The 12,623-nt window shown below is 72.0% G+C and carries 10 protein-coding genes; 6 read left to right on the top strand and 4 right to left on the bottom strand.

Going from position 1 to position 12,623, the window contains the following annotated elements:
* Positions 1–239 precede the first annotated feature (239 nt).
* Positions 240–866 carry a methyltransferase domain-containing protein gene (locus AB0J04_RS43400; RefSeq protein WP_363174232.1) on the top strand — a complete coding sequence of 209 codons (627 nt, stop codon included), beginning with the start codon at positions 240–242 and terminating at the stop codon, positions 864–866.
* Positions 867–905: 39 nt separating this feature from the next.
* On the opposite strand, the gene AB0J04_RS43395 is transcribed toward AB0J04_RS43400, so the two are convergent.
* On the bottom strand, positions 906–1,136 hold the full coding sequence (locus AB0J04_RS43395) for a hypothetical protein (protein ID WP_363174233.1): 231 nt from the start codon (positions 1,134–1,136) through the stop codon (positions 906–908).
* Here AB0J04_RS43395 and AB0J04_RS43390 point away from each other — a divergent pair.
* The 3 genes from AB0J04_RS43390 to AB0J04_RS43380 all read left to right on the top strand — a co-directional run bounded on the left by AB0J04_RS43390 (position 1,026) and on the right by AB0J04_RS43380 (position 4,060).
* Positions 1,026–1,487, top strand: a complete 462-nt coding sequence (locus AB0J04_RS43390) for a methyltransferase domain-containing protein (protein ID WP_363174231.1) — start codon at positions 1,026–1,028, stop codon at positions 1,485–1,487. The two genes, AB0J04_RS43395 and AB0J04_RS43390, sit on opposite strands and share 111 nt — an antisense overlap.
* 320 nt (positions 1,488–1,807) lie before the next feature.
* Entirely contained in the window at positions 1,808–2,227 is a 420-nt protein-coding gene (locus AB0J04_RS43385) for a hypothetical protein (protein ID WP_363174230.1), read from the top strand.
* A 903-nt stretch (positions 2,228–3,130) separates the two neighbouring features.
* Positions 3,131–4,060, top strand: coding sequence for a M23 family metallopeptidase (locus AB0J04_RS43380; RefSeq protein WP_363174229.1), 930 nt, complete (start codon positions 3,131–3,133; stop codon positions 4,058–4,060).
* A 6-nt stretch (positions 4,061–4,066) separates the two neighbouring features.
* On the opposite strand, the gene AB0J04_RS43375 is transcribed toward AB0J04_RS43380, so the two are convergent.
* Both AB0J04_RS43375 and AB0J04_RS43370 read right to left on the bottom strand, forming a co-directional pair.
* Positions 4,067–5,635 carry a serine/threonine-protein kinase gene (locus AB0J04_RS43375; RefSeq protein WP_363174228.1) on the bottom strand — a complete coding sequence of 523 codons (1,569 nt, stop codon included), beginning with the start codon at positions 5,633–5,635 and terminating at the stop codon, positions 4,067–4,069.
* Positions 5,632–6,432 (bottom strand): FHA domain-containing protein, encoded by an 801-nt coding sequence (locus AB0J04_RS43370; RefSeq protein WP_363174227.1) that lies wholly within the window; start codon positions 6,430–6,432, stop codon positions 5,632–5,634. Before AB0J04_RS43370 ends, AB0J04_RS43375 begins: the two co-directional genes overlap by 4 nt.
* Positions 6,433–7,398: 966 nt before the next feature.
* Between AB0J04_RS43370 and AB0J04_RS43365 the strand changes: the two genes are divergently transcribed.
* Positions 7,399–9,081: an SWIM zinc finger family protein gene (locus AB0J04_RS43365; RefSeq protein ID WP_363174226.1), complete on the top strand. Its 1,683-nt coding sequence runs from the start codon at positions 7,399–7,401 to the stop codon at positions 9,079–9,081.
* Positions 9,082–9,342: 261 nt separating this feature from the next.
* Here AB0J04_RS43365 and AB0J04_RS43360 read toward each other — a convergent pair whose 3' ends face one another.
* The gene (locus AB0J04_RS43360) at positions 9,343–10,341 is read right to left on the bottom strand and encodes a hypothetical protein (protein WP_363174225.1); all 999 of its coding nucleotides are present in this window, start codon (positions 10,339–10,341) and stop codon (positions 9,343–9,345) included.
* Positions 10,342–10,464: 123 nt separating this feature from the next.
* Between AB0J04_RS43360 and AB0J04_RS43355 the strand changes: the two genes are divergently transcribed.
* Complete coding sequence (locus tag AB0J04_RS43355) at positions 10,465–12,471, top strand: CHAT domain-containing protein (RefSeq protein WP_363174224.1); 2,007 nt, start codon at positions 10,465–10,467, stop codon at positions 12,469–12,471.
* Positions 12,472–12,623 lie beyond the last annotated feature (152 nt).

Genomic DNA, 12,623 nt, shown 5'->3' with positions numbered 1-12,623 from the left:
AGGGCTTTCGCCCGGCACACCGAGAGCACGCACCGAACGCCGCTCCTTCTCCCACCGAGATCCATCAGAAGCCCCCTAGGCGTTCTGTCCCGAACCTGGGCTGCACCCCGTGGGGGCGGGCGTGAGCGAGCAGGTGTTCGCCGCGTTGATCTGGTTAGGGTTGTGCTGCTCGCCGCGTGGAGGCGGTGAGCAAGGCGACGGCACCGTCCTCGTCCCGTCTACCGGAAGGCACGCAGACCATGAGCAGCCAAGGCGACCGCTGGGCGGAACTGACAGGCGGACAAGCCGGAGAGGAGTACGCCCGGCGGTTTGCGCGGCTCGCTGAATCAGGCCACGACATCCACGGCGAAGCCGCCTTCTGCGACGCGCTGCTGAAACCTGCCGCCCGGATTCTCGATGCCGGCTGCGGCACCGGGCGGATCGCGATCCGACTCGCCGAGCTGGGGCACCTCTGCACGGGCGTGGACGTCGACCACTCCATGCTCGCCGTCGCCCGCCGCGACGCCCCTACGCAAGAATGGCTCCACGGTGACCTGGCACACCTGGACAGCCTCGGTCTGGAACCCGGCTTCGACCTCGCGCTCGCCGCCGGGAACGTCATCCCCTTGCTGGCACCCGGTACCGAACCAGCTGTTGTGCGGCAACTCGCCGCCGTACTGCGCCCCGGCGGACTGCTGATCACCGGCATGGGACTGGACGCGGAACACCTGCCACTGCCGGAACCGACAGTGACGCTGACGGAGTTCGACCACTGGTGCACGAGGGCCGGACTGACGCTGCGGCAGCGCTTCGCCACCTGGGCCGGCGACCCTTACCGTCCAGGCGGCGGCTACGCCGTCAGCGTGCATACCCGCCCCACCGCCTGAACCCGATGCCGTCCTTCGCCGGACTCGCCCCCGGGCGCGTCACGTTGGCTGAAGCGACGGTACGCAGCGGGAGGCGCGGCGCGAGCTGCCCCCGCGGGTGCGGGACGACGGCTGGGCGATGATGGCGGCCCAGCCGGCGACCGGACTCCCCTCGCCGCCGTGGGCCAAGCCACGGACCGCCGCGCCGACTTCTGCAGTACGGGCGCCGATCAGGCGGTCTTCCGCGGCGAAGACCTGGAAGACGCCGGCCTGCCCGAATTCAGCGCTCACGGCGTCGTGTGCGTGGACGCACTCGGCCGCGCGCGTGACCGAGGCGCGGCCCTGCGCGAACTTGGCCGCGTCCTGACACCGGACGGCCGACTTGTCCTGAGTCGGGCCTCCCAGGCAGAGCACAGACCTTGCGTGGAGCCCCAGCAGGGGTTGTGGGGGACTGCGACCGGCCGCACGGGACGCGGTGGTAACCCGGGGACTGCCGTGACGGTCGTCGCCCGCCTGTCTCCGTTCTCACAAGCGCGTCAGCTCAAGGACGCTCCGGCAGCCCGGACAGCAGCACGCGAAGTGTTCAACTGGCGTATACGCGAAGGTCGTTGGTCTCCTTGCCGACGCGGGTCACGGGGGTGACGAGGCCATCTTGCGGCATGGACTGCCCGGCTGGCGTACTTCGTGATCTTCGACTTGCCCGGCGCTCTCCCACCGCGGAGGCACGGCGGACAGCTCGCCGCCGCACCGGGGAGAGGCTGACGGCTTGTCACCGGAAGCGTGTCACTCCGGAATCTTCCGGATGCCGCTTCCTGTGGTGCCACGGATACCTTCCAGGCACCGGTCCAAGCCACGGTGGCGAGGCCCCGGTGACGGCGATCTCATGGCGCGCGAACGCGGCCGGAACCTGTCCGGGCACAGCCCTGCCTCGGAAGGCGCCCGTAGACGACGAAGGAGAAATCATGATCGTGAAACCCCTCAAGGCAACCGCGGCATCTGTCACGGTGGCCGCCGCGCTGACCGGAATCCTGGCCGCGCCCTCGGCGCAGGCCGCGACGTCGGCACCATCGGCAGCAGCAGCAGCGGCCGAGTGCGGCGTGCGCGCTCACGACAATCGGTTGTGGTGCGGGAACAGTGGATCGGCGCCGACCCGGGCGGAGCCGTTCCACGAAAGTCCCATCACCGGCCTGCTGCAGTCGACGTTCAGCTACTTCACCTGCTGGTCGCCGGGCGGACTGCACGGCGGCGGCAACACGACCTGGTACCGCACGGTGCCCGACTGGAGCAGCGACGGGCGGGAGGGCTATGTGCCGGCCGACTGGGTGTTCACTCCCAGCTGGTTCGACGCCGACCCGAGCAGGTATGGCCTGCGGCGCTGCTGACACGGCGACCGTCGGCCCCACCGGGACGCACGCCCTAGTGGGGCCGGCCTTGGCCGCAGTGACTTGATGCGCCTTCGTATCGTCTCATCAGCGACGGAGTCGACCATGCCCGGCAATGACCTCCGGCGCACTCGCCCTGCTGCTCGCCACGGCCTGTTCGGCCCTGGCCGCACCCGGCGCGCCGGTCCAGGCCACGCGCATACACGCCGAGCCGGCCGACCCGGAGAACGGTCTCCTCGCCGACGCCGAGCAAAAGCCGTCAAGGACCGCGCACTGCGCGGCAGTGACCACCCCGGAAACTGGACCGTGTGGCGCGAGGCGAAGGGCGCGGGCGCGGTGCGGCCGGCACGGAATGTCTCCGTCGTCGAGGTCCGCCTTACCTTCCGTGGAGTCCCGGGCGGCAAAACCTCGTGGTCCCTCAGCAGCAGCCGGCCCTGCCGCCCCAGGCCGGCGTCAAGGTGGCCGCTTCGGGACCCACTCACCGGTTGTCTCCCGTGTGGGTGTGCCGCAAGGGCAGCTGCGAGACGGTGCCGGTGTGGGACGTCGGCCCGGGGAACACCAGAGACGCCTACGGGAACCCGCCCGCCCGGCGCGAGTTGTGGCGCGACCCTCCACAGGGGCCGCCCGGGGCTCAGGCGGAGCAGGGTTCGCGCCAACGAGTCCGGTCCGGCGAAACGACCGGCCAGACGGTCACGGCCGAGGGACACACGAACGACAAGTGGATTCAGCTGCCGCTGAACGCGGGCGGAGTCGGCCATGGCAGCGGCATCCACCCCAGGGCGAGGCGACCGGGGGCGTCACCGCAGCACTGCTGACGCCCCCCGTCCGGGCCGCCCGGCCCGCCCCGGATCACCGTACGAAACGACCGCCCGGCACGGAGCCGGGCGGGCAAGGAGGGATTCCATGCGCACACCCCGCAGCAGACGCGCCTTCGGGTCGACGCTGCCCAAGCCGTACGTCCTCGTCGTCGCGGCCGTCCTCGCGGTGTTCGGGTTATGGGCGGCTTCCGGTGCGGCCCCGGCGGCCGCCACGCCGACGCAGGCGACCGCCGGCGCCCGGCCAGACTTCCGGCTGCCCTTCGCCTGCGGCGAGACCTGGCAGTTGCAGACGTACCAGGGACACGCTCCCGACGACAAGAAACTCGACATGTACCGCGTCGGGGGGCAGACCCTCGGTGCTTCGGTCGTCGCCTCGGCCGCCGGCACGGTCACCGAGTTCTTCGAACCCGGAGGCCTGGAGATCAATCACGGAGGCGGCTGGTTCTCGGTGTACCTGCATATGGACCGCATCGACGTGCGTCTGGGCCAGCAGGTTTCCTCGGGTACGCCGCTCGGCAGGCTCGGACTGGTCGGGACCACCTCGGCGCACCTGCACTACGAGCAGCTGTACGACACCAACGGCGACAACAACGGCGAGACGGACGAGATGGTGCACCCGGTGCTCCAGGGCACCGAGTACCGGCTTTCCCCCTCCGGGCCGTTCCCCCAAGTCACCAGCACCAACGCCTGCGGCGGCGACCCCGCTCCGGAGCGGTTCTGGGTGGACACCTTCGCCGACGCCCCCGGCTACGCGGCGGTCGACTGCGTCGGCGACACCAGCCCCCGCTGTGCGGTGCAGGGCAAGCTGCTCAAGGGCACCAACTACGTCCTGTGCAAGAAGCTGGGCGACGAGGTGCGCGTGGGGAACTCCTACAACCACTGGTGGCTGCTCACCGACCTCGACCAGGTGGTGCCGGGCGGCTCGGGCCGCGCGTACGTCTCCGCGTACTACCTCCAACGCTGGGGCAATGACGAGGCGAAGGACAACGAGGGGCGTGACATCCGGCTGTGCTGACCGGCGTCAGCCCGGAGAGGGCCGGGCCGGGCACTCCGCCAGTGCTGGACGATCCTTCGTCCGCACCGCCGGCAGCCAGGCCGTGGTCCGGCCCTTCTCCGCCGTGAGGCGCACCCTGTACCACCGCACCGAGCGCGTGCCCGCCTCGTCGGCGACCGGCGTCCCTTGGGCGAGCTGGCAGTCGGCGGTCAGGACGTCACCGTCCCACACTCTGGTCAGCACGACGTTGTCGATGTCGTACGGCAGCAGGGGGTCGATCGCGAGTCCGAGGCTGCACAGGTTGTCCCGCTCGCCGGGCCGGTGACACGACCGCTCGGCGTTGTACACCTTGAGGGGTGCGTTCGGCACGATGCTCGCCGTCGCACCGCCTCGCCCGGACCCGGAGCCGCTGCCCGGTGACCGCTCGTCGTCGTCGTACTGGAGCCATCCGACGGAGCCCACGCCGCCCGCCGCCACGATCAGCGCGGCGGCTGCCAGGATCGTGTGCCTGTTCCGGGCCCCTGGAGGCGCTGCGGACCGCTCCTGCTCGGCCCGGATACGGCCCAGCAGGCTCTCGACGGTGTGCGCGGCACGGTCGGCGTGTGCCGGACTGAGGCAGTCGGCCGCCAGATCGCGCCAGAAGGGCGGCACGCGCAGGTCCATGCGCAGCGGTGCGCGTCCGTCGGCGTACTCCTGGGCGGCGGCTCCGCGGGCCGCAGGCGTCGCCCCGGGGAACGGCGAGGCACCTCCGGTGAAGACCTGGTGGATCATCACGCCCAGTGCCCAGATGTCGGTGCTCTGCCGCACCTGTACGCCCCGTTCGCCCAGCGACGCCTGCCAGCGTTCCGGCGGCAGGTAGTCCGGGGTGCCCAGGGGCGGGATGTAGGCGTGGGTGCCGGTCAGCTCCACCGAGAGGCCGAAATCCGCCAACCGTGCCGAACCGTCCGCCATGATCAGGACGTTGTCGGGCTTGAGGTCCCCGTGCACCCAGCCCAGTCCGTGCAGGTGCGCCAGCCCTTCGCAGACCTCGGTGAGCAGCCGCGCTCCCTCCCGCGCCGACAGCGGCACTTCGCCGGACGGGCTGGAGGATCGGGCAGCGGGCGACGAGGGGCCGCCCCGACCGGAGGGAGACGAAGCCTCCAGCCTTTCGCGCAGACTTCGCTCGGCCCGCTCCATGACGAGCACCACGGCCCCGTCGAAGGCCGAACCGGCGGACTCGCCGAGCGTGATGGAGTCGAACTGTCGGATCAGTCGGGGATGCCGGGTGCGCCGGCTGAGCTCGGTTTCGCGCCGGGCGGCCTCCACCAGCCCGCGCGCCTGTCGCGGCGCGAGCCCGGCCGTGGGCAGGAACTTGAGGGCGACCTCCGACGGGGCCGTCTCCCCGTGCGCGGCCGACCCGCCCTCGTTCCCGTCGCCGCCGTTCCCGTCGCCGCCGTTCCCGTCGCCGCCGTGCCCGCCGTCACCGCCGCCGTCCGGATCGCCGGCGCGCCTGGCCGCGTACACCGTCCCCCATCCACCGGCCCCGATCAGGCCGGTGACCTCCCACTCACCGACCCGGTAGCCGCGTGGAACCACCTCCACGGAGCCGCTGCTCACCCTTCCGCCACCACCGTCCGGTGGAGCGACGATCTCCTCGACGGCAGGAGCACCAAGTGCTCCTCGCGCACAAGCCCAAAACGCAGGGCGAGTCCCGCCACCGCCTCCCGCTTGCCGTTGCGTCGCATGCCCTGAGCCGGTCCGGTCGTCGCCGGGGCGGTGATCCGCAGCTTTTCGTCCGCCAGATAGTCGATGTGGGAGCTGACCGCCCGGTTGGTCAGCCGCTCGCAGCCCGGCTGGTTCCGCAGCCGCTCCACGATCTGCGGCGTGGTCGCCACCGCCACTGTGGACTCGTCGCGCAGCCGCGGCTCGCACAGCGCGACCAGGACGAGGAAGTACGTGGAGGTCTCGTCCAGGGAGAAGCCGGCGAGCGTCCCGGTGCCCGTCAAGCTCTCCATGCCGTTCGCGCAGAGGTACACGTGGTCGGGGGCGAACACCTGGAAACTCACGGCGGAACCCCGGGTAGGCAGGAGGACACGTGCGAACTCGAAGGGCACGGGGGCTCCGGCCCTGCGGGGCGGGACCCTGAAATATTCCCCCGCCCCTTCAGGGTTCTCCACCAGATAGGTCTGGTTCGTGCTGAGGTTGCTCAACTGCCAGTGGTCCTCCGTCACCCGGATCTCTCCGGCGAGCCGGGACACTGCCGGATTCGCGATCCGCAGATCGACGGGGACGGACGCGGAGCCGCGCCCGAAGCGGGCGACGTCCCCCGGACCGAGCCGAAGGCTCACCGGCTCCGACACGGGCGTGATCTCCACCCTTCCGTCCGACGGCAGGTGAACCAGTACGCCGCTCATGGTCTCCTTCTCCTCCTCGAAGTCCTGGCGCCCACCGTCCCCGTCCGGACGGTGCTCACGGGCTGTGGGGTTCGGCCCGGCCGGCTCGGGGCGAGCTCACAGTCGCTTGATCGAAGTTCCGGGACGGCCGAAGGCGCCCAGCCCGCTCCGCCCTTAAGAGGCGATGGCGGCTGTACCGGTTCCCGGCCGTGGGCGCTCTCGACGGAGTCGGGTTCGAAGGGTGAACCCGCCGATGCAGCGCAATTCCATCGCCGTGACCCGGGTTGCGACACAACCGGTGTCGCCCTCCAGCATGTCGTCGACCTTGGTGATGCCGTGCACCCCGAAGGGGTCGGTCGGTTCGTCGAGCGCCGCTCCGAGGCGGCGGGCCGCGTCAGGTGCCACCGGCAGAGCACCGGGTTGGCGAGGACGTAGGGCGCCGTGGGAACACCGCGTCGTCGAGTCTGCCGTGCAACAGCGACTCCAGGTGGGGCTGGAACATCGGGTAGTCCGACTGCCGGGCCGACCGGCCCTCGTTTCCCCGGTCGAGGAGGACGCGGCTGACGCGCCGGCCGATCTGGTGGGCGCCGATGCCGACGCTGGTGAGGGACCGCCCGCGGCCGTCGACCCGCGGCCGGCCCTCACCGCGGCGCGCCGGGCGACGGCAGATGTCGTGACCTCGTCGCTGCGGACACTTTCGGGCCGCGGGCACGGGACGACGGGATGAGTCGGCCGGGGTCCGCCGGACCCGGCGGCGTCCCGAACTGCTCCCGGGTCCGGCGCAGGTCACCGTGCCGGCCCGTACGGCTCGGCGGCGAGGCGCCTCAGGCGGCGCCGCACGGGCTCGGCCTAGCTGCCGGGCTGTCGAGGGACCGACATGCCGAGTCGGCGTGGAGGCGGTGGACGACCGATGATCATGCTCCAGCGCCCTGGTGACGTCGGCGGATCCGGCCGACCTTCACTCTGCGGGTGCGGTTGAATACCGGTATGGCACGGACGTTGGTGGGGTTCGGTGAGGACGATCTGCGGGCCCTGGCCGGGGCGCGGTCCTTCGAGCGGGGGCTGGGGTATCTGGATGCGGTGAGCGGTCTGGAGGTGGGGGACGGCTCGGTCGCTGCGGTGGTGCGGGGCACCGATGTCTACGAGGTGGAGCTCACCCTCGGCGAGGGCACCCGGGTCTCCGGGTGGTGCGACTGCCCGTACGGGCAGGAGGGCAATTTCTGCAAGCACTGCGTGGCGGTGGGGCTGACCGTGTTGCGGCGGGCCAAGGAGATCCCACATCAGCGCGCCGCGGCCCGGACGAGGGCCTCGGGTCTGGAGGCGTGGCTCGCGGCGCTGTCCCGGGAGGAGCTCCAGGCACTGCTGCGGGAACAGATCGACGGGGACCGGGAGTTGCGACGTCGCCTGGAGTTGCGGGCAGCGGCCGCGCGCTCGGACCTGAGCACGGTCCGGGAGCGGATCCTGGCGCTGATCGATCCGCGGCCCTTCGCCCGATACGGGTACGTCGAGTACGCGGACGCCCCAGGTTACGCGCGGCAGGTGGCCGAGGCGGCGGAAGCGCTGCGCGCCCTGACCGTCGGTGGACAGGCCGCGCAGTCGGTCGGCATGGCAGAGCAGGCGATCCGGGCGCTCGGCGAGGCGTACGAGGAGATCGACGACTCCGACGGCGTGGTCGGGCAGGCCGCCGCCGCGGTGGCCGAGGCACATCTGGAAGCATGCGCGAGCGCGCGTCCCGATCCGCAGCGGCTGGCCGAGTGGGTGGTCGGGCAGGTTCTCGGCGACCGGAACTACGTGACTGACCTCGATCCGCTCGATTACGCCGACATCCTGGGGCCGACCGGACTGGCCCGTATGCGGCAGTTGGCGGCCGAGGCACGGCGGCGCAGCCCGCGCGGCTGGGCGGAACGGTATCTGATGGAGCGTCTGGTCAAGGCGGAGGGCGACGTGGACGCGCTGGTCGCCCTGTACGCGAAGGACCTGGCCCCGTCCGGCACCACGCATCTGCGCATCGCCGAGGAGCTGGACGCGGCGGGCCGCGCGGACGAGGCGCTGGCGTGGGCGGAGCGCGGGCTGCGGGAGTCGACTGCCGAGGCGCATGTCGACGACCGCTTGGTGGACTACGTGTGCGACCGCTACACGCGGGCGGGCCGGACGGCAGAGACGGTCGCGGTCCGCCGTGACCGGCTCCGGACCCAATGTTCCCTTGCCGCCTACCAGCACCTGCGCGCCGCCGCCCTGGCGGCGGACGGCTGGGAGACCGAGCGGGAGGCGGCGCTGGCCGTTCTGCGTGAGGACGCCCGCACAGGCCGGGGCGGCGGGTACGGCGGGCCTGGGCTGGTCGACGCGCTGCTCGACGACGGCGATCTGGACGCCGCCTGGCGGGAGGCTGCCGGCGGGGCCGACGACCGGCAGTGGCAGCAGCTCGCCGACCTCTCGCGGGAGACGCGCCCGGCCGATGCGCTCGCGGTGTACCTGCGTCTGGTCGAGCCGCTGAAGGAGCCGACCGGGGACCGCGTCTACGAGCGCATGGCCCGGCTGCTGCTGGGCGCCCGCGCCTGTCATCGGGTGCTGGGTACCGAGGACGAGTTCACCGCCTACCTCGCCGCCCTGCGGGCGGAGTTGAAGCGCAGGCGTAAGCTGATGGCCGTCCTCGATCGGCACGCGCTGTGAGCCCTGACACGAACCGGCTCGGGCAGCGAGCAGGGGCCCGGCAGCTCACAGCAGGTCAGTGCTTGCTGTAGAGGGGTTGAGTATCTGCCCGTGGTGACGTGAGGTACGGCTGGGGAATCCTGCTCATCGATACGTTCGCCGGGATACCCTGCCCGGCGCGCGCCCGGGTCGGACCGCGTGTCGGCCGCTCGGAGGAGAGGCCGGCGTGGCGGGGCATGCCCGTCGCTTGGGGGAGTCGGCGGGGGAGGGGAGGCGTCACCGTCACGCCGACGGGGGCGTGTGCGGCTCTTGGGGGAGGAACTGTGCGGCGGCGAGTGACTGGAGTCGGCTTGCGTGCAGGCTGAGCGCGCGGCGGCTGGGGTGCGATGGCAGGGCGCCTGTCTCGTCCAACCGTTCCGCGAGTCTGCTCACGACGTGGGCCAGCCTCGCCACGCGGGCCTCGGAACCGGCCCACCGAGGCCGGGTGCCGTGGTCGACGATCGCTCCCCGATGAGATTCGGGCAGGCTCACTGGCTCGGTCTGTGCGACGTTTTCGCTGAGGAGCGCGTGGAATCGGGTTTCAGCGGTCAGTTTCGTGTAGAGAGTGCTCTCCAGGCGGGAGAGGTGGTGGGCGGCTGAGCCGTGGCGGTCCAGCTGGTATTGCCACAGTGGCCAGACTTCGATCTCCGCGATGTCGCTGACGTCCAGCAGCCCAAGGGCTGTCGCGTCAGAGCGCTGAGAGACCAGGATGCGACGCAGGCGGATTCGTATCGTCTCTCGCGCGGCGCCCAGCCAGAGCGGTTCCCCGTCGTGGTCGTACAGGGCGTAGCAGCCCCATTTCGCGTCTCCCCAGCGCCGTCCTTCTGAGTCGGTCGAGGTGAGAAGTTCGTTCAGCAGGTCGCGTTGGCGCCTGCTCACGGACGAAGGCGATGCCGCCCAGTTGGTCGCCGGACGTTCGCCCGAGGCGGTGCCGAGGGGTGCGGGTCCGGGGGAGTCGATGTTCTTGCGCGGGGAGGGAAGCGGACGGTCGGCGCGTCGTTTTGACGCGGTCGTCGATCTGCCGGTGGAGGGGAAGGCTTCCAGTTGCCTCTTCGCGTCGAGCCAGTGCTGCCTCCAGACCAGCAGTCGCGGATCGCCCCGGCCGACGGGCTGGCCCTGCTCGGCGAGGGTGAGGAGGGCGCGGACGAGCGAGATGACGAAGTCCCGCGTCGGCATCCGCCTGCCGCTCAGAACCTCGCTGATCGATGCCGGCGGTGTGCGGTGGCCCGTGAGCCCGGACATTCTGTGGATCTGAGCGTATGACGGCTCGCCGCACTCGAGGCGCAGGGCCTTGAGCCGGCCGGCGAACTCAGCGATCACCTCGTCCCGTGTGCCGGGCGGCCGTACAGATCCGTCGTCGGCGTGGTGGAGCGGATCTCCGCGGACTCGGCGGCGGACGCCCTGTGGGCCGCGGAGTCCGCGGCCCACAGACTGAGGAAGCTGGGACCGGCCAGGCCGCCGCTGCTGGGCGCGGACCGGGCCGGGCTGACGGCGGCACTGAGCACCACCACCGAGATCGTGTGCGTGATCGCCCACGGTTGGGCGGAGTCGCCCGAGCGCAGCGGCATCCTGCTGCACGGCCCCACCGGGGAGCCGGAGCTGCTGCCGGCGGAAGTCCTCGCCGACCTCCTGTACCACGCGGGCACCCAGCTGGTGGTGCTGGTCTGCTGCAACACGGCCGGAGGCATGGAGTCCTTCGAGGGCTGGGGCAGCACCGCTGAACAGCTCACGGCCAAGGTCCCCGCCGTCGTCGCCATGCAGTCGGTGGTGGAACCCGACATCGGCCACGACTTCCTCGTCGGCCTCGTGCGCGGCCTGCACGAACACGGGGAGATCCACGCGGCCATGGCCGAGGGCCACAAGCGGGTGGCCCAGCACGCGGTGCCGGGCCATCTGGGCGTCCCCGCGCTCTACACCGGCCGCAATGGGCTGCGGCTGCGGGACGCCCCGCCGCCACCACGGCCCGGACTGCCGTACGGCTACCCGGTCGACGCGCTCGACCGGCCGGCGGCCGACGGGCGGCGCGTACGGCTGGACGTCCTCTGGGGCCTGGACCGCCGCCCGTTCGCCGGCGTCCTGCTCGACGCCCCGCACAACGACCCGACGGACGACCTGAACCGCTGGGAGGCACAGTCGGACGGCGTGCTCACCGAGGGCGGATTGCGGCCGAGGCGCTGGTTCCGCGTCGAGATGAACCGGCCACCCCGCCCCGGCTCCGCTTCCTGCTGGCAGGAGGAAGCCGTGCGGCCGCGCTCGCTGTGGACGGAGTTCCGCAGCGACTTCCCCGGTGAGGGCGCCGACCACGGATGGGTCGTCGCGCTCGCCCTGCCCGACCCGGGAGGAGCCTGGGCTCCGGGCGAGTGGCGGGCGGCGATCGAGGAGTGGCTCCCGCTGCTGTGCGCCTCCGACGGCCGGCCCGCCCTCCCCCTGATCGTCGTCCTCCACGGAGCGGGACCGTCACTGAGAGCCTGGGGAGTCACCGCCCTGCGCGACGTCCGCGACCATCTCGCGGCCAGGCTCAGGATGCCCGTCACCGCGCTCAGCCGACACCGTCCGGGCCGGGTGCACGAAAGCGGGTACCCGCAGCAGGGGATCGCCGGCACCCGGGAACCGGAGAACGGGGCCGCGAGTCCCGCCGAACAGGTCGACGAGCCCCGCCTGAGGGCCCTGCGCGCCAACGACCCGGCGCGCTACCAGCGGACTCTGACCCGGCTGGCGGCGGACCCCGGCGCGGACGGCCGCCGGGCCTCGCTCGCGATCGCCGCGGACTACGACGACGACATGCGCACCTGGCTCCGTGCCGCCCACGAGGCGGGCGCCCCGTCGCCGCGGCGCCACGACCTGACGCCGACCGTCACCACCGAGCGCGCCGACACCGTCGTCCTCGCCCTGGTCGAGCGACTCACCACCGGCCCGGGCACCGACCTGTCCACCTGGGACGAACTTCTCTTCAGCCGACCCGTCGGGCTGCTGCTCCGCCAGTACCGCGACGTCTGGCGGAACAAGCCGCCCTCGGCCGACCGGCTGGCCCGCTGGCTGGCTCTCCACCCCTCGGCGGCGCCGGCGGCCGCGCGGGCCGGGCTCACCACGCAACCCGCCGCGGTCCTCGCGCACATGGCCGTCACCACCTCCCCGTGGCCCGTGCTGCGGGCGTTCGGCGCCGACGGGGAGACGCTGCGGCACCTGCTCCGTCTTCCCGGCGAACCGCGAGACGCCCTGGGCCTGGTGGACACGGACCCGACGACCCGAGCGGAGGCCGTCCCGGTCCGGGGCCACGACACCACCCTCCGCATCGAGCACATACGAGCCGCACTGGGCCGGACCCCTCCGGCCGTCCCCCAACCCCTGAACGTCGACAAGGCAACGCGATGATCGAAGACTGGTATTTCAGCGCCGCGATGCGGGACACCTGGCAGGCCACCCACTCCTATCTAGTGCCGCGGCAGGCAACGTTCGCCCCGTCGCGACGCCCGGCACGCACTCTCGCCGCACCGGCCGAAAGCCCAAGTACGTCCAGTACGAGG

Source organism: Streptomyces sp. NPDC050263 (genome assembly GCF_040655955.1).
GTDB lineage: Bacteria > Actinomycetota > Actinomycetes > Streptomycetales > Streptomycetaceae > Streptomyces.
The sequence above is the reverse complement of the archived record's forward strand: the minus strand, read 5'-3'. Positions and strand labels throughout refer to the sequence as shown.